General features: G+C 44.7%; 23 protein-coding genes. 19 read left to right on the forward strand and 4 right to left on the reverse strand.

The window, feature by feature from the left end; genetic code table 11:
• Positions 1–83 precede the first annotated feature (83 nt).
• The 5 genes from MKZ12_RS14220 (at position 84) to MKZ12_RS14240 (ending at position 5,621) form a co-directional block, all read left to right on the forward strand.
• Positions 84–968 (forward strand): alpha/beta hydrolase, encoded by an 885-nt coding sequence (locus MKZ12_RS14220; RefSeq protein WP_339261035.1) that lies wholly within the window; start codon positions 84–86, stop codon positions 966–968.
• A 265-nt stretch (positions 969–1,233) separates the two neighbouring features.
• Entirely contained in the window at positions 1,234–2,391 is a 1,158-nt protein-coding gene (locus MKZ12_RS14225; protein ID WP_339261037.1) for a type III polyketide synthase, read from the forward strand.
• Positions 2,378–3,097, forward strand: a complete 720-nt coding sequence (locus tag MKZ12_RS14230) for a methyltransferase domain-containing protein (RefSeq protein ID WP_339261039.1) — start codon at positions 2,378–2,380, stop codon at positions 3,095–3,097. Before MKZ12_RS14225 ends, MKZ12_RS14230 begins: the two co-directional genes overlap by 14 nt.
• Positions 3,098–3,103: 6 nt before the next feature.
• Positions 3,104–4,252, forward strand: a complete 1,149-nt coding sequence (locus MKZ12_RS14235) for an NAD(P)/FAD-dependent oxidoreductase (RefSeq protein WP_339261040.1) — start codon at positions 3,104–3,106, stop codon at positions 4,250–4,252.
• Between the two features lie 178 nt (positions 4,253–4,430).
• Entirely contained in the window at positions 4,431–5,621 is a 1,191-nt protein-coding gene (locus MKZ12_RS14240) for a PLP-dependent aminotransferase family protein (RefSeq protein WP_339261042.1), read from the forward strand.
• A gap of 76 nt (positions 5,622–5,697) precedes the next feature.
• Here MKZ12_RS14240 and MKZ12_RS14245 read toward each other — a convergent pair whose 3' ends face one another.
• On the reverse strand, positions 5,698–6,123 hold the full coding sequence (locus MKZ12_RS14245) for a MaoC family dehydratase (protein WP_339242503.1): 426 nt from the start codon (positions 6,121–6,123) through the stop codon (positions 5,698–5,700).
• A 158-nt stretch (positions 6,124–6,281) separates the two neighbouring features.
• On the opposite strand from MKZ12_RS14245, the gene MKZ12_RS14250 reads away from it, so the two are divergent.
• From MKZ12_RS14250 to MKZ12_RS14290, 9 genes are all read left to right on the forward strand, one after another.
• Positions 6,282–7,280 carry a LacI family DNA-binding transcriptional regulator gene (locus tag MKZ12_RS14250; RefSeq protein ID WP_339261043.1) on the forward strand — a complete coding sequence of 333 codons (999 nt, stop codon included), beginning with the start codon at positions 6,282–6,284 and terminating at the stop codon, positions 7,278–7,280.
• 117 nt (positions 7,281–7,397) lie between these two features.
• Entirely contained in the window at positions 7,398–8,282 is an 885-nt protein-coding gene (locus tag MKZ12_RS14255) for an AraC family transcriptional regulator (protein ID WP_339242507.1), read from the forward strand.
• An 85-nt stretch (positions 8,283–8,367) separates the two neighbouring features.
• Positions 8,368–9,633, forward strand: coding sequence for an extracellular solute-binding protein (locus tag MKZ12_RS14260; RefSeq protein ID WP_339261044.1), 1,266 nt, complete (start codon positions 8,368–8,370; stop codon positions 9,631–9,633).
• Positions 9,634–9,736: 103 nt separating this feature from the next.
• Complete coding sequence (locus MKZ12_RS14265; protein ID WP_339242510.1) at positions 9,737–10,627, forward strand: sugar ABC transporter permease; 891 nt, start codon at positions 9,737–9,739, stop codon at positions 10,625–10,627.
• 14 nt (positions 10,628–10,641) lie between these two features.
• Positions 10,642–11,523, forward strand: a complete 882-nt coding sequence (locus MKZ12_RS14270; RefSeq protein ID WP_091016464.1) for a carbohydrate ABC transporter permease — start codon at positions 10,642–10,644, stop codon at positions 11,521–11,523.
• A 198-nt stretch (positions 11,524–11,721) separates the two neighbouring features.
• Complete coding sequence (locus MKZ12_RS14275; protein WP_339242512.1) at positions 11,722–13,131, forward strand: spore germination protein; 1,410 nt, start codon at positions 11,722–11,724, stop codon at positions 13,129–13,131.
• 40 nt (positions 13,132–13,171) lie between these two features.
• A complete protein-coding gene (locus MKZ12_RS14280; protein ID WP_339261045.1) occupies positions 13,172–14,287 on the forward strand; it encodes an endospore germination permease in 1,116 nt (371 codons plus the stop codon).
• An 18-nt stretch (positions 14,288–14,305) separates the two neighbouring features.
• Positions 14,306–15,481 (forward strand): Ger(x)C family spore germination protein, encoded by a 1,176-nt coding sequence (locus MKZ12_RS14285; protein ID WP_339242515.1) that lies wholly within the window; start codon positions 14,306–14,308, stop codon positions 15,479–15,481.
• A gap of 38 nt (positions 15,482–15,519) precedes the next feature.
• Positions 15,520–15,738, forward strand: a complete 219-nt coding sequence (locus MKZ12_RS14290; protein WP_339261047.1) for a hypothetical protein — start codon at positions 15,520–15,522, stop codon at positions 15,736–15,738.
• An 88-nt stretch (positions 15,739–15,826) separates the two neighbouring features.
• Here the strand turns inward: MKZ12_RS14290 and MKZ12_RS14295 are convergent, their stop codons facing one another.
• The 3 genes from MKZ12_RS14295 to MKZ12_RS14305 all read right to left on the reverse strand — a co-directional run bounded on the left by MKZ12_RS14295 (position 15,827) and on the right by MKZ12_RS14305 (position 19,031).
• On the reverse strand, positions 15,827–17,101 hold the full coding sequence (locus MKZ12_RS14295) for a stalk domain-containing protein (RefSeq protein ID WP_339261049.1): 1,275 nt from the start codon (positions 17,099–17,101) through the stop codon (positions 15,827–15,829).
• 226 nt (positions 17,102–17,327) lie between these two features.
• Positions 17,328–17,753 carry a hypothetical protein gene (locus MKZ12_RS14300; protein ID WP_339242519.1) on the reverse strand — a complete coding sequence of 142 codons (426 nt, stop codon included), beginning with the start codon at positions 17,751–17,753 and terminating at the stop codon, positions 17,328–17,330.
• A gap of 42 nt (positions 17,754–17,795) precedes the next feature.
• Positions 17,796–19,031 carry an ATP-binding protein gene (locus MKZ12_RS14305; protein ID WP_339261051.1) on the reverse strand — a complete coding sequence of 412 codons (1,236 nt, stop codon included), beginning with the start codon at positions 19,029–19,031 and terminating at the stop codon, positions 17,796–17,798.
• A gap of 162 nt (positions 19,032–19,193) precedes the next feature.
• On the opposite strand from MKZ12_RS14305, the gene MKZ12_RS14310 reads away from it, so the two are divergent.
• The 5 genes from MKZ12_RS14310 (at position 19,194) to MKZ12_RS14330 (ending at position 23,050) form a co-directional block, all read left to right on the forward strand.
• On the forward strand, positions 19,194–19,502 hold the full coding sequence (locus tag MKZ12_RS14310; protein ID WP_339242523.1) for a hypothetical protein: 309 nt from the start codon (positions 19,194–19,196) through the stop codon (positions 19,500–19,502).
• Between the two features lie 188 nt (positions 19,503–19,690).
• Positions 19,691–20,263, forward strand: a complete 573-nt coding sequence (locus tag MKZ12_RS14315) for an alpha/beta fold hydrolase (protein WP_339261414.1) — start codon at positions 19,691–19,693, stop codon at positions 20,261–20,263.
• A 193-nt stretch (positions 20,264–20,456) separates the two neighbouring features.
• Entirely contained in the window at positions 20,457–21,455 is a 999-nt protein-coding gene (locus MKZ12_RS14320; protein ID WP_339261053.1) for a helix-turn-helix domain-containing protein, read from the forward strand.
• A 129-nt stretch (positions 21,456–21,584) separates the two neighbouring features.
• The gene (locus MKZ12_RS14325; protein ID WP_339261055.1) at positions 21,585–22,379 is read left to right on the forward strand and encodes an SDR family NAD(P)-dependent oxidoreductase; all 795 of its coding nucleotides are present in this window, start codon (positions 21,585–21,587) and stop codon (positions 22,377–22,379) included.
• A gap of 149 nt (positions 22,380–22,528) precedes the next feature.
• Positions 22,529–23,050: a GNAT family N-acetyltransferase gene (locus MKZ12_RS14330; RefSeq protein ID WP_339261057.1), complete on the forward strand. Its 522-nt coding sequence runs from the start codon at positions 22,529–22,531 to the stop codon at positions 23,048–23,050.
• Positions 23,051–23,113: the final 63 nt, after the last annotated feature.

Genomic DNA, 23,113 nt, shown 5'->3' on the forward strand with positions numbered 1-23,113 from the left:
CGCATGAACATGTCATTGGAGAATGAATGATTCAAATTTCCGATTGTCGGATTCATTCTTAATGCAAATAAGGAGTGATATCTATGGATCAACAGCAACAACTGGCCATGGTACAACAAATGCGTCAAAATGTCGTCGGTACAGATGCAGCTCTTCAACCCAGCTCCACGTATGCCGTCACCGTAGAAGAAGTTATGATTCCTACAACGAAAGGTGATACGCGTGTACTTGTGTATACACCGAATCGGGATCATTCCGCACCTCTGCCGGTTTTCTTCAATATGCATGGGGGTGGTTTCATCCTCGGACAAGCAGAGATGGATGATCCATGGTGTCGTCTGATCGCTGATCGTGCTGATTGTGTGGTCGTGAATATCGATTACCGTCTTGCACCAGAGCACAAATTTCCAACCGCAGTCCATGAATGTTATGACGTTGTAAAGTGGGTCCACGACAATCCGGAATCTTTCTCGGTGAACCCATCTCTATTCGCCATTGGTGGGCATAGTGCTGGGGGGAATCTTGCAGCAGCATTGTGTTTGCTGAATCAGCAACGTGATAGCGAGCTGCCGATTGTACTTCAGGTTATCGATTATGCCGTGTTGGATATAGCTACAGATCCGGCCGAGAAACCGAGTTATGAAGTAGCCATTCCTGCTGATATCGCCAGAACGTTCAACGCGATGTACCTTGAAACGCCACAAGATGCGCATGATCCGTTAGCGTCGCCTGTGCTTGCGACATCATTGCAGGGTCTCCCAGAAGCGTTGATCATTACGGCGGAGAAAGATTCACTGGCGCAAGAAGCAAGAACATACGCAGCAAGGCTGGAAGAAAGCGGTGTGAAGGTGACCCATAAGGAGTATAAGGGAGCTGCTCATGGATTTACACATTTTGGCGATCTTCAGATAGCTGAGGATGCTTGGTATCGGATGAGTGACAAGATCAGAGAAGCATTTTCCAAATAAAGTACATTAGAGCGACGTGTAGAAAGAACTGGGAAGTGGTTAGATATCATTTGAGCAAGTTGTATAAAAGTTACCTTAAAGTCGCCTAATGGCGGCTTTTTTTGAGTTCATTGGCGTGATTGCTCAATTGCTTGGTGAAACCAAGCTTCTGATCTTGCAGATGTGTTAATAAACTGGATTAGGAGCCGTCTTGAGATTATAACGATATCGTTAAGGGTAAGAGTGTTAATTAGAGGAAATAATAACCAATACCAGGAGGTTTATTATGAACCAATACAACAGTCCATCCGATATCGCCATTCTTGGCATGGGAACGGCTCTCCCTGCTCACCCCGTAGCGCAGTCAGATATTGCGGAACTAATTGCTTCTTCTCTTCAGGATCGGCCGGATTTGGCCCGGTTTGCCAGGCGAATATTCAAGTCCTGTGGTGTTGAAACTCGATATACCGTAGAACCGAGTTATCTGGGCTCACTGGAAGAATGCCGTTATCTGCCCTCTGGTGAGAGATCTGACATCCCGACAACTGAAGAAAGAATGAATACTTACAAGCGAGAGGCGCTTCCGCTCGGAATCGAGGCGGCAGAGAAAGCCCTCTCGGATTCAGGTGTATCTCCCAAGAGCATCACGCATATCATCACCGTCAGTTGCACCGGTCAATATCTGCCAGGTCTTGATGTTATGCTCATCCGTCACTTGGGACTGTCTGACCGTGTTAACCGACTGCCGTTGATCTTTCAGGGCTGTGCCGCAGGGTTGAAAGCCATTCAGATGGCACGAGATGTCGTGCAGGGTGCTCCAGGATCACAGGTACTTATTGTCTGTGTAGAGTTGTGCACAATACATTTTCAGCCGGTGCAAGATCGGGAAGCGCTATTTGCGGCTTCATTCTTCGGAGATGCAGCTTCTTCTTGCATAGTGGGCACACCAGAACCTCAGCACAAGAATGTTCTGAGTCTAGGAACGGGTTATTCTGTGCTTCTTCCAGATTCAACTGAAGATATGACCTGGGAGGTTGGGAATCTGGGGTATGACCTGTATCTATCCCCTCGTATTCCGAAGTTGCTTGGTGTTCATCTGGAAGAGGAACTTCGTCTCTTATTGCCAAGTGAGGAGCTTCCTGAACTGTGGGCCATTCATCCGGGAGGACGCGGGATTGTGGACACTGTGCAGAATGTAATGAAGTTAAGAGATGAACAAACAAAGTACAGCAGGCAGATCCTTAGAACGTATGGTAACCTGTCTTCCAACACGATCCTGTTTGTACTGAATGCGATGCGTGAGGACATGAAGGTACAGGGTCAATCCTCCACAGATGGTGTAGCCATGGCATTTGGACCGGGACTTACTGCGGAGTTGATGAAATTCACTTATGTACCCTCATTCTCTTCAGTGATGGAGGAGCACGATCATGTCCTTCTTTAGAACATTGTCCATACGGGCCAAGGAAGAGGAACTGATGGATGACTTCTCTATGGGAGGGGAGGAGCTGCGTGAAGCACTCAGACATCTGAGGCGTCTTAACAAAATATTCGCGGCACCCGGCCCAACGCTTGCTGGTGTAGAGAAGTTATGGAACTCTGTCGGCAGGCCAGATAAACTGTCTCTTCTGGATGTGGGGGCAGGTTCAGGGGATGTGAACCAGAAACTGCTACAATGGGCGGACCGTCAGGGCATTCAGTTGGAAATTACATTGGTTGATTTGACGGAAGAGGCGTGTGAGGAAGCAAGACAACTATTCCGTGACGAACCCCGAGTCAGGGTACAACGTGCCGATCTTACACAACTGCCGGATGCGTCAGCAGATATTGTGACAGGTTCCCAGTTTGTGCATCATTTTGACGGAGATATGCTGGTTGATATGGTTTCTCATATGCTGCGAGCATCGAGATATGGTGTCGTCATTAACGATATTCACCGCCATTCCGTGTCCTATAAAGCCGTCTGGATTACAACACGAATGATCTCGCGCAATCGGTACATTCGTCATGATGGCCCTCTGTCCGTAGCCAAAGGCTTTACAGGCAGGGATTGGAAGGAACTTAAACAACGGCTAAATCATGATACGATGACTTATGAATGGAAGCCTTTGTTCCGTTACTCTGTTGTTATTCCCACAAAGGGCAGGTGATCTGACGTGACGAATTCGATAGATGTGATTGTCATCGGAGCCGGGATTGCCGGTAGTACGTGTGCAATGCAACTGGCAGGAAAAGGTCATCGAACCCTTTTGCTGGATCGCCAAGAGTTCCCTCGACACAAAACCTGTGGTGAGTTCATGTCACCCGAAACCAAGGAAATGCTGGAGGTTCTGGACATTCACCTTCTGGACCAGACGAAGAAACCCAGCACCATGGATCATGCCAAAATCGTTATGCCACAAGGTGGAGTGATCGAAGCACCACTGCCGGGATTTGCATATGGCATAAGTCGATATGAGCTGGACCAGATTTTGCATCAGAAGGCTCTGGCGGCCGGAGCCCAGATTGTTACCAAAGCGACCGTAACGAGTATTGAGCAGCTTGAGGATGCCAGTTATGAGGTTCAGGTGAAACAGGGAGATGAGCGGATGAGCTACAGAGCCAAAGCCGTCATCGGAGCACATGGTACCAAGAAGCCGCGTGGGATGGCTTCCGCACCTGATCTGCGAGACCATACCGTATATGTTGGGGTTAAATCCCACTTCAGCGGAATTGAGATTCCTGCACGGGTCGAGTTATATTTTTGCGAGGGTGGTTATGTGGGGATTTCTCCCATTGAAAATGGCAATGTGAATGTCGCCGCATTGTTGACACTGGATACCGTACAGGGAAGTGGCAAGTCTGTAAACGATATTTTACAGGCTGCATCCCTGAAGAACGTGAGTTTGGCAGCCCGTTTAGCCGAAGGAAAACCTGTAGACGGAACGCAAGTGTCGATTGCTCCTCTGCATTTGTCCAATGTTCCTGAACCTTGGTCTCAATATCCGCATATTGGAGATGCCATGCTGATGATCCCGCCTTTATGTGGAGACGGGATGTCCATTGCCCTTCGCTCCTCACTCCTGTGTGCAAGGTGGACCGACAAGTACCTGCAAGGCGACATTGAACATGCCGATTGGCAGAGTAATTACACGCTGGAAGCAAGCCGTGAATTCACCCAATTGCTCAGACGCGCAAGAAGAATTCAAAAGCTGGCTTTTGCCAAAACCAATAAATTCTATCCTGGTCTGGCTCGGATGATCCCCGGTTTAGCTGCTTATGTCGTGAAGGCCACACGGTTATCCGAGATGAACGCAGCGCGCTAATTCATTGAAACTTTGCTCAATACTGATGCGAAAGAGGTTGCTGACGGCGGCCTCTTTTTTGGTGTATACATATAATTTTGTGGAGACAGTTTGGAAATTCGGCAAATGCTCGTATAATAGAATCTAATGTAACGATAGAGAACTAAGTCAGATGAAATGTCGGGAGGCACTATTTAAGATGAACTATTCATTTTCCAATCGTATCGCAGCACTGCAACCATCCATTATTCGCGAGATTCTGAAAGCTTCCTCGGGACAAAATGTGATTCCATTTTCTGCGGGAAACCCCGCACCGGAAACTTTTCCTATTGAAGCGATTCGCACGTTCACCCAAACCATTCTGGAGCAAGACCCGGTCACGGCTCTGCAATATGGAATTACAGAAGGATATGTTCCCCTCAGGGAAGCATTGACGCAACATTTGAAGACAGGTTTTGATACCGGTAAGTCATCCGATCAATTGTTCATTGTATCTGGAGCGCAGCAGGGGATTGAGCTTGCCTGTAAAGTGTTCTGTAATGAAGGGGACACGATTATCTGTGAGAGTCCGAGCTTTATTGGTTCACTCAACTCCTTCCGGGCATCCGGTGCGAAGCTTGCGGGTGTTCCGATGGAGATGGACGGCATGGATATCGAGAAGCTGGAACAGGCGCTACAAACGGAGCCCAATGTGAAAATGATCTATGTGATCCCAAGTTTTCAGAATCCTACTGGTGTAACGACAAGTCTAGCGAAACGTAAGGCTATATACGAGTTGGCTAAGAAGTATGGCGTTATGATTTTGGAAGATAATCCGTACGGAGAACTTCGATTCAACGGAGACGATGTGCCAACCATCAAGTCTATGGATGATGAGGGTCTGGTCATCTATGTTGGATCATTCTCCAAAATTTTGTCGGCGGGACTACGTGTCGGTTTTGTACAAGCGCCACATGAAGTGGTGGAGAAGATGGTTGTTGCCAAACAGGGAGAAGACGTACATACCGCCATGCTTCCACAGATTCTGGCATACAAGTTCATGACAGAATATGATTACGCGGGGCACATTAACAGCATTCGTGAGGTATATCGGAGAAAAGCTACATTGATGATGGACAAGCTGCAAGAGCATATGGGTGAGTCCGTTAACTACACTCAACCGGATGGTGGACTGTTCCTCTGGTGTGACCTGCCAGCACATGTGCCGATGCTTGATTATGCCAAGACAGCGGCAGCTCAAGGGGTTGCGGTTGTACCGGGAAATGCATTCCTGGTGAACGAGCAAGACCCTTGTAATGCCATCAGACTTAATTTCTCAACCCCGTCAGACGAACAGATTATCAAGGGTGTAGATATTTTGGGGCAGGTATTGAAGGGCTACAACGCTTAATATTGCATAAAAAGTAAAATACAATAATCCATGAGAAGTCGCCAATGGGCGGCTTCTTTTTGGCCTTTCACAGCCCTTAATTATCAATTAATGCACTTAATTCTGCCTGAAAAACCTTTTGATTCTTCTGATTAAAAGTACTCAGCAGCACGGTAACAATCCCATTACCTTTTCGTCGGGGCGTTAGTCCAATAACTTCTGCAATGACATGAAGTTCATCATCCGGAAAGACCGGCTTCAGAAATTGAATGTTATTCATTCCGGTTCCCGCCACGACATGTTCTCCATAGACCCCGACCTCAATCCATAATTTAAAGGAGATATTCATCGTTTGCATGCCAGAAGCAATGATGCTGCCAAAACGGCCTTGCTTGGCTTTCTCCTCATCCAAATGCATGTACTGTGGATCATAGATCGTGGCAAACTCCATAATATCGTTCTTGGACAATGCCAAGGATGTGGTTTCGTAGCGCTGACCTATTACATATTCACTGAATCTCATGAAGGCACCTCGGTTTCTTTAATATGTTTTTCGTAGTCGATGTCTTGGAAAGAGACATGACTGGACTGACGTGTTAAAATGCTAGTGAACACGCCGGTGTTATGCTGTGTTACCGACATAATGAAATAAACAGATGAAACTGTCTTTGAGGAGTATATATGATGATAACGATTAAAGATGTAGCCAAGATGGCGGGAGTAGCCAGTTCAACCGTATCTTGTGTACTCAACGATAAAGGGAATGTAAGTGAGCCAACAAGACTCCGAGTACTTGAGGCAGCGAGCCAACTTAATTACGTTAGGCATGGTCCTGCATCTGAACTAAAACGAAATAGTACACAAACCATTGGTATTATTGTCCATGACATGTCCAGTCCGTATTTCTCGGATTTGGTGAACGGAATAGAAACTGTCGTCATGAGTCATGGATACGATATGATCGTATGTAGTTCGTTGGGTGGAGAGAAATCAACAGCCCATCGTTACATCCGAGAAAGAAGAATTGATGGAGCTATTGTTATCGCTCAGAATATTCAAGATCAATTGCTGATTGAAGCATCTGAAGCCGGATTTCCAATTGTTGTCATGGATCGGGATCTGGATGCTCAACATATTGTAAAGGTTTTGATGAGTGATACGCAAGGCGGATACCTGGCAACCCGTTATCTGATCGATAAAGGCCACCGGACAATAGCTTATATCAGTGGTCCGTCACAATCGGAATGTAATCTCCATCGTTATCAGGGTTATTTGAAAGCCTTGAAGGAGGCAGGCATTGAAGAGAATCCCGAGTGGAAAATTGGCGGACAATACATGAAGCAAGATGGCTACGTTGCAGCCAAGAAACTGCTTGAAGGAGAGTTGCCCTCCGCGGTTTTCTTTGCAAATGATGAAATGGCGATCGGCGGCATGGAAGCCTTCAGAGAGCATGATATTTCAATTCCCGAGCAGTTATCCGTGATCGGCTTTGACAATATACCTGCATCACAGTACATGAATCCACCACTAACCACCTTTCGTCAGCCAAAGAGGGATGCAGGTCAGCTTGCAGGTCATGTTCTCTTTCAATTGCTGAATGGAGAGGTAGTTGAGACGTTGTATACACTGGACATCCAATGCGTGGAACGCGATTCTGTTCGACTCCTCAACCTGAGTTGAGGAGTTTTTTTCATTCTATAGAATTTTAAATACTTAAAAAGAAAGGAGAGTAGCCATGAATGCATAATATAAAGACGAGGAGTTTTTTTGCTTTGGAAATAAATGGAGGGTGATACGATGGGCGTACCTACGTTTCTGGAGACAGGTCATATGCAGGAAGGTTTTCCCATTCGGGTAATTCACACAGGAAATCAATTCAATTATGCCGCACACTGGCATGATGAGGTTGAACTGATTCTTGTCAATGGTAAGAGCGCCAGAATTGGCGTGAACGACCACGTTTGTGAGTTGGAAAAAGGGGATGTGCTGCTGATCAAGCCAGGGGATGTGCACTGCTTTTTTCCAGGGACTGAACAGCTAACCATTATTTTGTTCCGACTCGAATTGTTAACGGGAAGTTTCACGACCGAAGCTGAAATTCAGGATCTCGGACAACTTTTTAACAAAACAACAGTTATTCCCTCGAACACGGGAAGTCAGAGCAAACTGGCTCATTATATAGATGTCATCATTACCGAGAAGAAAAACCAGAAGCCGGGATATCGATGGTTAATGGTATCCAGATTATATGATCTCATCATACTTTTACTACGTACAATTGTACCGGTTACCACCGATGAATCAACATCTTCAGGATGGCCCTGTACTTCCTCCAAAAAATTTGAATTCCTTGAATCAGTTTGTGAATATCTGGAGGAGCACTATGCTGAACCAATCAAGCTGGAACAGGTGGCGGAACATATTAAGTTCAGCAAGTTCCATGTCTGCAAGCTGTTCAAAGAGATCAAGGGCGTAACACTGATGGAATACTTGAATCATTTTCGAATTATCAAATCAGAGTGGGCCTTATTGTTCCGTCAGGATACCATTCTGGAGATTGCGATCGGGCATGGGTTCAACAATGTAAACTCCTATAACCGTCTTTTTAAAAAATATAATGACTGCACACCCTCCGAATTTCGTAAAAAACATCGTACGAATATCACAAAATATGGAGGGTAATGCACAATATTTGTGGAGAAAGCCCTCTCCAAAATCAATATACTCTAATAAATTGTAAGCGTTTCCTTTTTGAAGGAGGGGGCCTATGAAGAAGTGGTTTAAGCCAACAATTGTATTTGTATGTGCAGCACTGTTGTTAGCTGGTTGTCAGTTCAGTCCATCCAATCAAAGCAAGCAACAGGAGATTACCGTGTGGAGTTTTACGGATGAAGCAGGATATGCCATCGAGAAATTCGAACAGCAATATCCTGACATCAAAGTGAACTTTGTCAACATCCCCGGTAATTTCTATATCACCAAGCTGAAATCTGCGCTACAGACGACCTCGAAGGCTCCGGATGTATTTATGATTGAAAATGCGAATATTCGAGAACTGATTGACGTTCCATATCTGGAGAATCTATCAGCTTCGCCGTATAACGCCAATGAACTTATTCAGGAACAATATGCTTTTGTGCAGGCCAATGAAAAGGACAGTGAAGGAAATGTCAGAGCGATAGGTTACCAGGGAACACCAGGGGGCATCTATTACCGTCGGGATTTGGCAAAGGAATACTTAGGTACCGATGACCCTGAGAAGGTGGGTTCACAGATCGATACATGGGAGAAGATTTTCGAGATTGGAGAGAAGGTGCAGCAACTTAGCGGGAATAAAGTACATGCATTGGCGAATTGGAATGCGATATCGAATTCATATGATGGTATACCTTGGGTGAAGGAAGGCAAACTTGTCATCGACCCAACCTACTTGAAAGTACTCGATCTTGTACGTGAAGCACGTGAGCGGAAAGTACTTGCCGAGTATGATGATGGAAGTGCCGGTTACGCTGCATCCATGCAAAAAGGAGAGGTCATGTTCTATCCCGGGGCAACCTGGGCCCTGCAATTTACGTTCAAGGCAAATGCCCCGGATACCGAAGGCTTGTGGGGATTGGCGCAGGGACCGTCAGCGTTTAGTGCAGGCGGAACTTATATAGGGATGTATAGTAAAAGTGACAAAAAAGATCTCGCCTGGAAGTTTATCGAGTTCTATAACTTTAACCATGATTTTCTGTCGGAGCTCGCGAAAGAGCAGGATTATTTCACGAGCAACATGGTTGTGAATGATGAACTTGCTCCGTCTCTCTCATCGTCCTATATGGGAGGACAGAAGCATTTCGAATTTTTCTCAGAGGCTGCGAAACGGGTTCCTGTATACGAACGCACCAAATATGATGCGATTATTAACAACGATATCTACAAGAATGTACTCCAGTTGTATCTCAATAAGGACATTCAGACCAAGGAAGAAGTTGTAAAGCGAATCAAACGTGATGTCACCTTGAGATTTCCGGAGCTGGAAGTGGAATAGCTTAGGACGGTCTGAAAACCTTCTTCGGAGTTTTCAGACACGTCCTCGAAGTAAGCGATGGTTATACACATCACACATCCGATGATAACTGGGGGGATAGAACATGTTTGCCAAAACGATTCGCAAGGACCATTACGGCTACTATTTCATTGCTCCGTTCTTTATTATTTTCACCATTTTTGGGCTTTATCCCATTTTATATTCGCTCTATATCAGTTTCACCAACTTTGATGGCATCACGACGCCTGACTTTGTAGGAATCGGTAACTACGTGGCTGTACTACAAGATCCGTTGTTCTACAAAACCTTGTTTAATACATTATTCATCTGGGGCGTATCTGTCGTTCCACAGCTGACGATTTCCCTGGTGTTGGCCTTTATCCTGAATGATAAGCTACTCAGAGGACGGGATTTTTTCAGAGCCGTATACTTTTTCCCGAATATCGTAACGGCTGCATCACTCGGGCTGCTTGTCAGCCTGATCTTTGACTGGCAATCCGGAGGACTGAATCATTTTTTGGTGCAAACTGGCATCATACAAGATCCAATTAACTGGAAAAATGATCCCTGGTTTATGCGTCTGATTGTGTCCTCGATTCTCTTTTTCCAATACTTTGGCTATTCCATGGTCATCTACCTCGCAGGTCTCCAGGGGATAGACCCGTCGTTATTGGAGGCTGCGCAGATGGATGGAGCGAAAAAGAAACATATTTTCATTCATATTATCGTGCCAATGCTCCGTCCAATTATTCTGTTTCAGATGATTACCTCCATTATTGGTGGCATTCAGATTTTTGATCAACCATTTACATTAACCAATGGCAATGGTGGTCCTGACCGGGCAGCCATGACAAGCATTATGTATCTCTATAATGTCGCATTTCAGAGCACTCGTTTTGGGTACGGCGCTGCAATCGCATTTTGTCTGTTTATTATCATCATACTGTTGTCCGTTGCATCCTTCATCATGACCAAGCGGAAGAGCCGTTCATAGGGAGGGGAGTTCTCATGCAAACTGCAAAATCAGTTGAACAACCAAATGCAGCGATTCAGCAATATGCCACCACAAGGCGACTGACGGCAGGCAAGATCATCATCTATCTGTTATTGATTGGTCTTGCCGTGCTGTGCATTATTCCATTTTATCTGATGCTCATCTATTCAACACATAACAATGCAACGATTGCTTCAACATTCACCTTTCTTCCCGGATCGTTTTTGGTGGATAATTATATGAACATGGTATCCAAAATTAACATTTGGCGTGGGTTTGCCAACAGTATTTTCATTGCAGGATCATCAACTGTATTATCTCTGTATATTGGTGCTTTGACCGCATACGGTTTTGCCAAATTCAAATTCAAAGGGCGCAACTGGTTGTTCCTGTTTCTGTTAGCAACCATGATGGTGCCGGGTCAGCTGGCCCTGATTGGGGTATATCGCCTATTCAGTATGTTGGGGCTTCTGGACAGCTATGCCGCGATTATTTTGCCGGCTGCGGCTAACGCGTTTAATGTATTCTTTATCAAACAGTTCATGGAGAGCAGTATCCCGGATGAGATTATTGAATCTGCACGTGTGGACAGTGCCGGTGAGTTCCGGACGTTCAATCAGATTGTATTGCCTATTCTGGGGCCGGCCATCTCCGCCCTTGGCATCTTCACGTTTATTGGGTCGTGGAATAATTTTCTAACACCGCTTGTACTGTTTTTCTCCCTGGATAAATACCCCCTTCCAGTACTAGTTGCGTTAGTGCAGGGTTACTATGGGATGGATTATGGGCTCTTATACTTGGGTGTAGCAATCTCAATCCTGCCTATTATTGTTGTATTCTCTGTGTTTTCCAAACAGATTATCGGAAGTGTTGCTTTGGGTGCTGTAAAAGGATAGTGATAATTAGAAAATAGGGTATAGCAAAGAGAAGATATCCGTATTCATAGGCATGAACAGCATTCTATATCATCAGGGTCGCTCAAGAGGGCGGCTCTTTTGCGATTCAATATTTTGCGTATATATACCAACGTATAAGTAAAGGATACCTTTAACTGAGAATATCTGGACGAGCATGCGCAGAAAGGGGAGGGCGGTATGGACACATCACAGATAACACAACAGAACCTGCCGTTAACCGGACATCTTGCTATTGATCAGGAAATGTTAAGCTCCGTTTTTGCAGGTTGCTCGGATGTTATGTTTCATACATTCCAAACCGCATGCCATACTTCAGCACTATGTGTATATTGTGTGGGTTTATGCGATACAGAGCGGCTGGAGAGACAAGTTCTAACCCCCCTTCAGGAAATGGGGATTGAAGCTGCGCAGGTTCCCCTGGCTTCAGTTAAAAGTGTTGAAACAACTACTCAGGCGGTGCAGGCGATATTAGAGGGGGAAGCTTTGTTACTACTGGAAGGTTCAATGATTGGAACTACATACCCTCTATACAAAGCTGAAAATCGTTCAACCGAGGAACCGTTAGCTGAATCGACCGTGCGCGGTGCACGGGATGGATTCACAGAATCGTTAACGATGAATGTATCTCTTCTGCGCAAACGTCTTAAGACACCTGCATTGAAGCTTCATACACGTAATATGGGAGATCGTACCAACACCAGTATTTCACTTGTATACATGGAGGGAATTATCGACCCCAAGCTGGTAAAGGAAGTGAAGACACGACTTTCGGATTTAAAACTTCGTGACGTACTGGAGAGTCAGTACATTGAAGAAGGCATTGTCGATCAGCGGTACTCCCCATTTCCACAGATGATTGCGACGGAGCGTCCGGATGTTGTCGCTTCCAACTTGCTGGAAGGTCGCTTTGCTATTTTTGTGGACGGAACGCCTTTCACTCTTATTGCGCCAGTGACCATCTTTTCCATGTTACAATCCCCCGAAGATTATTATCAAAATGTGTTTATGAGTGTTTTTGTACGCTGGCTGCGATACATTTTTTTTGTGTTATCCATGCTGCTCCCATCCGCTTATGTAGCAATTACGACGTTTCATCAGGAGATGATTCCGACCGTATTGCTTCTCAGTATTGCGCGGGCGAGAGAAGAGATCCCTTTTCCTGCACTGGTGGAAGCGCTCATTATGGAAATCGCCTTTGAAGCACTGCGGGAGGCGGGCGTCCGATTGCCGAAGCAGGTCGGATCTGCAGTCAGTATCGTGGGAGCTTTAATTATTGGTCAAGCGGCGACGAGTGCCGGAATTGTGTCAGCCCCCATGATTATCATTGTTGCGATAACCGGTATCGCTTCTTTCATGATCCCTCGTTACGCTGCCAGCATCGCGACCCGATTACTGCGTTTTCCTATGATGTTTCTGGCGGGAACGCTGGGACTCACAGGTGTCATGTTGGGAGTCATCCTGGTTGTCATTCATCTGAGCAGTCTTCGTTCATTCGGAACACCTTATCTGTCACCAGTAGCCCCTACGATGAGCAAGGAACTCAAGGATGTATGGTGGCGTCCAGCACCAAGGAACAAACCGGATTAGAACAATTCATACTCAAGCAATCAAGGGAGAGGGATTACACATGTTAACTGACAAAGGAAAAATATCAGAGACTCAATTGGCATTCATGATCTTTCCTGCCATTCTCGCAACAGCCATCTTGTCTGTTCCTGGAATTACTATGCATTATGCAGGTCATGACATGTGGCTCTCTCCAATTATAGGCTCCCTTATTGGTTTTGCAGCGGTAGCGATCTCTATCGGATTGGATCGCCTGTACCCCGGAAAAACGCTCATTCAATCGAGTGTATCGATTGCGGGACGTATCTCTGGAAAATTAATAGGATTGGTGTATATCATTTTTTTGCCCCATTTGACGGGCTTGATTATACGGACGTACGGTGAATTCATCGTTAACAATGCACTTCCGCGGACTCCGCTATTCGTTGTAATGGGGACGATGGTTGCGGTGTGTGCGCTGAATGTCAGACTAGGAATCGAAGTAGTTGGACGCACTTCTCAAATCTTTGTGACCCTGCTTATCGTGTTGCTTAGTCTAATCTTCATTCTATTGATCGGGGAACTGACTCCAGCGGAATTATTCCCTTTCATGGAGAACGGACCGCTACCTAGCATTAAAGGAGCCCTTGCTCCTGCTGCATGGTTTAGTGAATACATCGTAATTGCCTTCTTGCTTCCTTATGTCAATCGTAGAAAACGCACAACACGAGTTATGTTGGGTTCCCTTATACTAACGACAACCGCAATGACGGTAATCAATCTGTTTTGCCTTTTTTTAATTGGAGATCTGACGGATAGCTTTGTATATCCGGTTATGATTGCCGCAAGATACATAACCATTGCAGACTTTCTGCAACATATTGAATCCCTGATTATTGCGGTTTGGATTTTTGGAATCTTCGTCAAGATTTCTGTTTTTCTTTATATTTTTGCGACATCCACAGCAGAATGGTTCGGTTTGAAGGATTACAAACCCGTCGTTGTGCCGCTTTCGTTTCTATGCATGGTTTATGCCTACTGGGTTGTGTCCGGCGGATCAGGTACATCCAGTCTGATTGGCCCTTCAGCTAATTTGTATACGATCAGCATTTTATTAATCCTTCCGGCTATGATCTACGGTGTCGCATGGCTGAAGAAAGGGTGGGCACATTTTCGAAAGAATCAAGCGAACACCTGATTGATGGGGGAGGAGCACTTGCGAATATATAGAGTACTACTAATGCCAATATTGTGTTGTGTACTTTTAAGTGGATGCTGGGATCGCATTGAGATTAACGATTTGGCTATTGTGCTGGCTACAGGTATAGATTACGAAGATGGCAAAGTGCAACTGACTTCACAGATTTTCATTCCGCGAAAGGCCAGTGCAGGAGATAGCAGTGGAAGCGGAGGCAGTCCAAGCGGGGTTACGATGATTCGAACAGCGGAAGGACTTACAATTGCTGAGGCATTGAATCGGTTACAACGTAAGGTTCCCCGGAATATGTTCTGGGGCCACTGCGAAGTCATCATCATTAGTGAGCAAGCCGGTAAACGCGGTATCCGCGAGTACATCGATTTCTTCCTGCGTTATCCCCAGTTTAGGGAGCATGCATATGTCTTTTCCAGCGAAAGGGCGGCAAAAGATATCCTTGCCTTGCTTGATCCTCTGGAGCGAAGTTCTGCAGAATCGCTGCGTGAGATGGCCAATCTGAAACTGGGTACACGGATTACCGCTCTTGAACTAGGTAAATCGATCGAAGGTCCAGGCAGCTCGGTCATCTTGTCTCGCATGTTAATCTTACCCCCGGAGCCCGATCAGGATAAACTGACAACCACCCCATATGTAAAAGGTTTGAGCTTGTATAAGGAGGATCGCTACGTCAAGACGGTCAAAGAACCACTAAGCGTAGGTGTACTATTACTTGCAAAAGAACTGAACAACATTATCATGCCTGTTGAATTTAAGCCGTTAAAAGGTTCTTTTTCGATCCAACCCATTGAAATCCAAACGGTCTTGAAACCTCGGATTGTAAATCAACAGTGGAGTATGAAGGTCGACATCCAAACCCGGGGAGAAGTGGTGTTAAATACGACGGAGGCCGATCTGACTGATCCCGCTGTGTTATCTAAATTGGAACAGGAATGGTCAGCTAAGCTTACAACACTGGCTCATGATGCTTTAGAGATGGCCCAGAAGGAGTTGCGTACCGATTTCTTCAAATTTGCTGTTGAATTCCGCAGATATTATCCGAACCAATGGAAGAAGCAGGAGAAGAACTGGGAAACCATCTATCCTGAATTGGACGTGGAAGTCAAAGTGGATGCACATGTAGTACGTACCGGGAAATCTACAGGCCCGCAGGGGATTCCTGATGAGGACGAAAATTGAACAGAGATCGCTCCTGTTATAGAGAATGAGGTGATTGTATGAAAATAGGCTCAATCCTTGGAATTTTGATGCTGGCGGCTGCGATAATGTATGGAGAGTGGAAGAGTAGCAAAGAGAAGCGAGCCAGAATAGTGAGTGCGGGGATTACTGCAGTGGCGACCATTATTGGGATCATCCTTCTCTTTCAGCCCCGTTTTCCTGGTCCTACTCAGGTTATGAAGCTTGTATTCGGAAGCGTGGATAAATTAATGAAGTGAAAATATGGAAACAGAAGGACCACGTCTTTACGTACCATAGATGAGGTCCTTCTGTTGTTTGAAGTGAGCTGCATCAGCTCAAAGATGTCTATTCTTTGATTACTGAAGCGTTCACGGCATCTTCCATTTTTGTATTGTAGGAACGGAACAGACCCAGACGCCAGAACGCGGCTCCTTTGAGGTCATAACGTTTGGCAAGACCGAGCTTGTCATCTACCGAGGAGGGCGTTTCACTGCTTAAACTGATCCCGAGCAGAAGTTTACTCTTCGGAACACCGGCCTCTATAGCTAATTGAATCGCCTGATTTACAAGACTATTTGGCTCAGGTACCTGAGATTTGGTGCCAACCGGATTATACTGATAGGCCATAATAATAAGATCATCTGCAATAGAGGCAAGTGTCTTGTAATCATAACCCTTATAAGCACTATTTAGAGGTGGGACCGCTAGTGATAAGGATGTATCCTGGGACAAGGAACTCTTTAATTGCTTCACGTAAGCATTGAGCAGCTTCTGTTGTTCTACTGCATCCAGTTTAAAACCGAGTCCTTCAAAATCCAGAACAACTCCGCCAAAACCATGCTCTGTGACAGCAGCACTTATGCCTTCAATTGATTTTTGCCGCAACTCAGCGTTACTCAATACTTTGGTCAGTTCGCCGTTTCCATCCAAGGCATATACCATAAGCTGCGGTTGGATCTGCTGATCTGCCGCGTCAGCAACGATGGACTGCGGCGTAATATCACCCGAAGCAGCAGGAAGACGGTACTCATCCCCCTGAAGTGTAAACTGACCTTCGCGATCAATGCGGCTCCAACCAAATGCTACAGAATTCATGGAAGGAATAAGATCCTTTTCTTGAAAGGATTGTAATGCATAGAAGGCCCTCAGGTGCATCTCGCGTTGTGGAGATACGAGGGAGACCGTCTTGGTTGCCTGATTCCAGCTTACTTGTACACCGAATTGGTTACTGAATGAACTTAGTGGAATGAGCACGCGTCCCTCCCGCTGAACGGGTGCTGCAGGAAGAGTAACCTTCTTCCCGTTTACGGTCGCTGTAGTACTACCCACTTGAAGCAGTACTTCTGTTGCTTGTCCTTTCACAATTTGCGTCGCTTTTACAGTTTGTGATTTGCTATTCCAGGTAATATCGATACCAAGGGCTTCTCCAACCGTTCTAAACGGAACGTACGTGACACCTTTCTCAATACGAGGAGCTGCATCAAATTTCAGGGGGACATCATCCAATTGAACCGAGATGGCTGGGGCAGCATAGGCTCCACCGATATTTGGGGTACTCCCGATGATAGAGAGAGCAATCACCGTAACCGCAGCAATTTTTCCTGCACGTTTAATAAGCATCGTTTGTTTCCTCCTACTTCTTACATAATAATAGAATCATATTTGATAACAAAATCTAGTAATCTAGCATATGTAGCATAACAAAATTTTCATATCGTTCCAATATAAGAGTCCGAAAACTGCAGAAGAAAGAACAAAAAACCAGTTTTCAATTGAAAGAGAGGGGCCTAAATAACCCCATACCTCTAATGGGAAAAAGCTTAGAGGCATGGGGTTATACGTGTTTTTAATCTGAAACAACAAATCCTTCGAAATTCTCAGGTCCGACCCGTGTTGTACCGAGCAGGTTTGTACTGATAAACGCGGTGTAGGTTAATTGGGGCATGAGCGGGGGGTTATAGTCAGTGGTAGCGAAGACAATCACCTCTGGGTTAAGCAGACCATCTAGACCATAGGTGTGGTTTCCCGAGTACACGATTGGATCGGTTGCGATTGTACCTCGTACAACAGTAATCCTCACTACAAAAAGTGCACGCGGCAATTGCACCGTGATGGTTCCTTTTAATGAAACTCTTAGATTGGTTCCGGCTCCAGCAGTTATGAGACCAATCTGGCCAAATAATTCTGGTGTAAGGATCACTGGAATCGGTATGGAAATGGAATTAAACAAGGCGGCATTCTGTGATGTCCGTGCATCTAGAAATTGCGTCAATGAATATACCTCCTATCTGTTCCAGATAGAATAATATATTCCTCATCGGGATATTCGCATGGACGGTGGGGCAATGCTGGAAATATTAAAGACAAACTGACTGCCCAAATCACTGGAATCTTTAAGCCATACCACGCCACCCATAAATTCAGCAAGCTGTTTACAGATGGACAGGCCCAATCCCGTTCCGCCATACTTCCCTGAATTACCATGAATCTGAGAGTAGGATTTGAACAACAGATCCTGACAATCCTGTGGGATGCCGATGCCCGTATCCTGTATTTCGTAGGTTGCATGCAGAAGCCCTTTTTTATCAGCAGATACTTGAGCAGAGATACATACTTCACCTTTCTCCGTGAATTTAAGCGCATTCCCAACGAGATTAATTAGAATCTGACGAACTTTGTGTTGATCACCCATTAGCATCACATGATCATTGATGTTGTATTCTGCGTACAAACAAATTCCTTTTTTCTGTGCTTCAGAAGAGAATAATTGTAATACATGATCTACTGTTTCAGTGACACTATAGGGATTGATCTCCAAAGAGATCGCACCAGCCTCAGCTTTCGAATAATCGAGAATCTGATCCATCATCGATAGAAGACTTGTGCCACTAGACTCAATGACATTAACATATAACGACTGGTCGTCATTTAGCCGGGTAGATTGTAACAGATTGGCCATCGCAAGAACACCATTCATTGGTGTACGGATTTCGTGGCTGAGCACTGCCAATAAATTGTTCTTTTCTTCAAGTACTTTTGCAGCGGTTTCTTCCGCTTGTTTTAACTGCTGCAGCGTCGTTTCCATCTCAAGAAGACTTGTGAAAAATGAAGACAAGGAGAGAAGCAGATCCACGTCCCTTTGCTGATAGGAATAGAAATCCTGATCAAATGAGCAGAGGGAGCCGTAAATCTCTCCGTTCTCATTATGTATAGGTACCCCTACAAATGAACAACCGCCTACGAATTCTGTAGCATCCATATGTTTGGTTAAAGGATGAGTAAGATTATTATTTATCACCAACGGGCCTTGGATATGTTCTGTCACAAGCGCACAGTATGACTCGGCGTTTTCAACGACTAGTCCCTCACCCAGAATTAGTTTGTCACGATTATATACGTTCAGAACTTTGGTGGACAGGTGATCCAACTGGGCAATACAAAACGTATTTGCTGGAATTAACCTGCTTGCCGTGTCCATAACATTAGCAGCCGAATCATATAATTTATGTGAGACTATAGATAGTACATCAATGAATTCTGTTTTTAACATATTGATTTGACTCCTCCTGATTGTAGAAATTCGTTGTGCACTGTATTCAGTATATATGAATTCGGAGAATTGAGCATGTATGGTTTTGACAGTGGAAGATGGAAATGAGAAAATATAGTGCTGTAGAACATGAAAAATATATAAATTGGTGGAGGCATCTCAATGAATCAGCGTTTTCGAATTACCCGGTCCATACAAGATAACAATGCGGAACAATCCATCTCCCTGGAAGAGTGCAAACTTTACTTTGAATCGAAGCCCGAATTTACCTATTCACCGGTTCTTCATATTGTCGGAGCAGAGAGCACCATGTCCATCGATGGGGATTTTTTTATGTGGGATCTTGAGGGAACACAGATTGCTTTTCGTTTGTACATGGGCGATATCTATGTGGCTATTTCTAACGAGGCAATTGTCCCCAAAATGATGGAGATTGCAACGGATCTGCGTGCAGATATTGTTGAAGGATAAATAAAAGGCTGAGAATTAGATCTGGATAAAATGGAATCAAATCGTTGTAGTGCGTTTGGATAATCCTGTAAAAATGAGACTAAAGGTTCATTTATATTCCATATGTTAGCTTGTAATATATGGAATATAAATCATTTTACAGGAGAGTGAATGAAGTGAAAAAGACTAAATTAATACTTGTTGTATTCATGAGCATGATTCTCGCCATATCGGTACCTGGGATGGGCTCAAGTTCAAAGGCTTCTGGAGCTACTGCACGTACACCCATTGTATTGGTACACGGACTGACCGGTTCAGATAGCAATTTTACAGCGATTGAGAGTTATTTGCGTAGCCAAGGGTGGACGAGAGATGAACTATTCGCGATTGACCTCCCTAGCAAACAAGGAAACCAATTATTGAACTCCGCAGCCATCAGTCGTTTTGTAGATGATGTACTGCAACAAACAGGTCACACAAAAGTTAACATTGTAGCGCATAGCATGGGCGGAGCAAATAGTCTGTATTACATAATTAATCGTGACGGCGCTTCCAAAGTGGACAAATTAATTACCCTGGGAGGGGCTAATCGATTGACCACTACTACAGCTCCGAGTGGAATAAAGGTGACTTCGATCTATTCCACCAGTGATACGATCGTGTCCCCGGCACTGTCCCGGTTGAACGGGGCGAACAACATTTCTGTTTCCCTTGTATCCCATATCGGTCTGTTGTTCAATTCACGGGTAAACGCCCTGATCAAAACCGCGTTGAACGAGTAGCTAAATTTGTAATAGTGGCATGCTTTCATAATATACTGAATGATTGATTTGAACACGACTGACCATTCATGGTTAGTCGTGTTTTTCGTATTATCCGAAATAGCTCGCTGAGGTAAGATTCAAAAATAGCTACATCCGTTCTATAATTAGAAATCAGAATGAAAAATGGAACAAGCTAAAGGAGTCTGGATTCATGCAATCTCAACCGAATGATCGAATTAAAGTTCACCCAGGCTTTTGGGCCGGATTATATCAATTGGGAATTGGTGCAGAAGACATCGCTCGGACAGCACAACTATCTCTCGAGACAATAAATAAACCTGTAGTGACCCAATCTCAGTACTTTGCAATCTGGCTGGCTTACTCTGATCTCATAGGGGACACCGCCGAGGGCATCATCAAACTTGCAACCGGATATGAGATATCCAAGTATCCTCCGCCTGTGCTGGCGATGTACCATGCTCGTGATTATCGTGATGCGTTGAATCGAATGGTCCGTTACAAGCAAATGTGTCCTCCCGAGAGTTTGCAGATTACCGAAGCAGGGGAGGAATGTATCATTGAACTCGAATGGTTACATAAGGAGCTAACAGGTCCGCCATTATTGGTCGGTATTACGCTGGCATTTCTGCTTGAACTTGGACGTAGGGGTACAGGCCAGCCTTTGATGGCCAAAAGGGTCGAGTTCTCCCAACCGATGGGCAACGTATATACGCTTGAAGCTTACTTTGGCTGCCGAGTTGAGACGAACTCCAACTATAATCGGCTGACGCTGGAGCGAAGAGATCTGAGTCTTCCATTTCTCTCGTATAACGAGGAGTTACTGGAGATTCTGACCCCGGCTCTGGATCGGTCGCTGAACGAACAGAAGAACAGTCATTCCATTACTGAAGTGGTCAAATGGATCTTGAAACGCAACCTCACAGGAAAGCGCCCTGACATCCAGGCGGTCGCCAAAGAACTTCGTATGAGTGATCGTACCTTGCAACGGCGACTGACGGAAGAAAATACAAACTTCAAGCAATTATTAACCGAAGCCAGACGTGAGCAGGCCAGGGAGTACCTGGCAGATCCTTCGCTCGATATCAAAGAGGTCGCATTCCTGGTTGGATATGAAGACCAGAATTCGTTCTATCGTGCGTTTCGGACCTGGGAAGGAGATACGCCATCGAATTGGCGTGTCAGGCATTAACTCTGGCGCAAGATGCTAGTTACTGAGCCCTTCAGACTGCGTAATATTATAACTATCCAGTGCATGAAGCTGTTGATAATGTTCAAAAATAGCTGCCGGATAGTTGTAATCATGAAGGAGAAATGCAGGATGGATATGGGACTAAAAGAGAAAACAGCCTTAGTTACAGGATCAACAAAAGGAATTGGTAAGGCGATTGCCATGGAACTTGCCCAAGAAGGTGTTCATGTGCTGATTAATGGACGCAATGATGAAGAGGTGGAACATACCGTTCGTGAAATCAAGACCACTTTTCCAGACACCTCTCCGCAGAAGGCCACGGCTGATCTTGTAGATCAAGCGCAACGCCAAGTTTTATTTGAGAAATTTCCCGAAGTTGATATATTAATCAATAGCATGGGCATATATGAGATCATGAAATATGAAGAATTGAATGATGAAGTGTGGGAGAGATACTTCCGTATTAATGTGTTGGCTGCCAATGGTCTGTCCCAATTTTATTTACCTAAAATGATGGAGAACAATGACGGGCGCATTATTTTCATCGCAAGTGAAGAAGCCCTTATGCCCTCAGGCCAGATGCCCCAGTATTGCATGACCAAGTCAATGCTACTGTCATTATCCAAAAGTTTGTCCAAACTGACAGCAGGCACCGACGTTACGATTAATACGATCCTGCCAGGCCCAACACTGTCCGAAAACGTACGGGAAATCATTGAGGGCATATACCCAGATGAGACGTTGACTTTCGAGGAAAAAGAGAAGGACTTTATGATAAAAAATCTGCCTCAGTCTGAATTACAGCGCTTCATCAAGCCGAGTGAAATAGGCAGACTCGCCGCTTTTGTATGCAGCCCGTATGCATCAGCTTTTCGAGGCTCTCCCATCCGTATGGACGGGGGCATGGTACCCACCATATTCTAAAATTGTTCAGGATACAGCATAAGTAACGATAAGAAGTCGCCAGTATTGGCGACTTTTTTAATGTTAATGTTAAAGATCGTTGTTGATATTTGCTTACACAAATGTTCTATAATGGAGTCATCAATCTACGAGGAAAGGTTGGAGCGTAAATGATTATAAGAAAAGCAATATTAAATGATGCGTCAGGTATCGCGAAAGTTCATGTTGATAGTTGGAGAACGACTTATAAAGGCATTATCTCAGATGAATTTCTAAAGAATTTATCTTATGAACAACGAACAGAACTATGGACGAAAAATATTGCAAAAGAAGATAATTATGTTGTTGTTGCAGAAAATACAGAAGGTCAAATCATAGGTTTCGCAGATGCTTTTAAGAGAGAAACCAATAAAGTGACGAATTCGGGTGACTTAACCTCGATTTATCTATTTGAGGAATATCAAGGAAAGGGCATAGGAAGGAAGATATTCAAAGCACTGTTTAAACATTTCAAGGAATTGGGCTATAACAGGATATTTGTTGACGTTCTTGAGGGAAATAAAACTCGCTATTTTTATGAACATTTTGGTGCTGAATTAGTCAAAACAAGTCAAATTGGGATCGATGGAAAAATGTTAAACGAGCTGACCTATGAATGGAATAGTGTTGACGATGTTCTAGGAAATTTATAACCACACGTCAATATGATAAAAGATACTATTTAGCTTTGAAGACGTTTGTTTTGAAAAGAGGTA

Origin of the sequence: Paenibacillus sp. FSL R5-0713, assembly GCF_037973325.1 — a bacterium.
Classification (GTDB): domain Bacteria; phylum Bacillota; class Bacilli; order Paenibacillales; family Paenibacillaceae; genus Paenibacillus.

Bases quoted from the DNA above. Each gene is read 5' to 3' on its own strand.
- MKZ12_RS14220 (WP_339261035.1), top strand. From the start codon at position 84: ATGGATCAACAGCAACAACTGGCCATGGTACAACAAATGCGTCAAAAT.
- MKZ12_RS14225 (WP_339261037.1), top strand. From the start codon at position 1,234: ATGAACCAATACAACAGTCCATCCGATATCGCCATTCTTGGCATGGGA.
- MKZ12_RS14230 (WP_339261039.1), top strand. From the start codon at position 2,378: ATGTCCTTCTTTAGAACATTGTCCATACGGGCCAAGGAAGAGGAACTG.
- MKZ12_RS14240 (WP_339261042.1), top strand. From the start codon at position 4,431: ATGAACTATTCATTTTCCAATCGTATCGCAGCACTGCAACCATCCATT.
- MKZ12_RS14245 (WP_339242503.1), bottom strand. From the start codon at position 6,123: ATGAGATTCAGTGAATATGTAATAGGTCAGCGCTACGAAACCACATCC.
- MKZ12_RS14250 (WP_339261043.1), top strand. From the start codon at position 6,282: ATGATGATAACGATTAAAGATGTAGCCAAGATGGCGGGAGTAGCCAGT.
- MKZ12_RS14255 (WP_339242507.1), top strand. From the start codon at position 7,398: ATGGGCGTACCTACGTTTCTGGAGACAGGTCATATGCAGGAAGGTTTT.
- MKZ12_RS14260 (WP_339261044.1), top strand. From the start codon at position 8,368: ATGAAGAAGTGGTTTAAGCCAACAATTGTATTTGTATGTGCAGCACTG.
- MKZ12_RS14265 (WP_339242510.1), top strand. From the start codon at position 9,737: ATGTTTGCCAAAACGATTCGCAAGGACCATTACGGCTACTATTTCATT.
- MKZ12_RS14270 (WP_091016464.1), top strand. From the start codon at position 10,642: ATGCAAACTGCAAAATCAGTTGAACAACCAAATGCAGCGATTCAGCAA.
- MKZ12_RS14275 (WP_339242512.1), top strand. From the start codon at position 11,722: ATGGACACATCACAGATAACACAACAGAACCTGCCGTTAACCGGACAT.
- MKZ12_RS14280 (WP_339261045.1), top strand. From the start codon at position 13,172: ATGTTAACTGACAAAGGAAAAATATCAGAGACTCAATTGGCATTCATG.
- MKZ12_RS14290 (WP_339261047.1), top strand. From the start codon at position 15,520: ATGAAAATAGGCTCAATCCTTGGAATTTTGATGCTGGCGGCTGCGATA.
- MKZ12_RS14295 (WP_339261049.1), bottom strand. From the start codon at position 17,101: ATGCTTATTAAACGTGCAGGAAAAATTGCTGCGGTTACGGTGATTGCT.
- MKZ12_RS14305 (WP_339261051.1), bottom strand. From the start codon at position 19,031: ATGTTAAAAACAGAATTCATTGATGTACTATCTATAGTCTCACATAAA.
- MKZ12_RS14310 (WP_339242523.1), top strand. From the start codon at position 19,194: ATGAATCAGCGTTTTCGAATTACCCGGTCCATACAAGATAACAATGCG.
- MKZ12_RS14315 (WP_339261414.1), top strand. From the start codon at position 19,691: ATGAGCATGATTCTCGCCATATCGGTACCTGGGATGGGCTCAAGTTCA.
- MKZ12_RS14320 (WP_339261053.1), top strand. From the start codon at position 20,457: ATGCAATCTCAACCGAATGATCGAATTAAAGTTCACCCAGGCTTTTGG.
- MKZ12_RS14325 (WP_339261055.1), top strand. From the start codon at position 21,585: ATGGATATGGGACTAAAAGAGAAAACAGCCTTAGTTACAGGATCAACA.
- MKZ12_RS14330 (WP_339261057.1), top strand. From the start codon at position 22,529: ATGATTATAAGAAAAGCAATATTAAATGATGCGTCAGGTATCGCGAAA.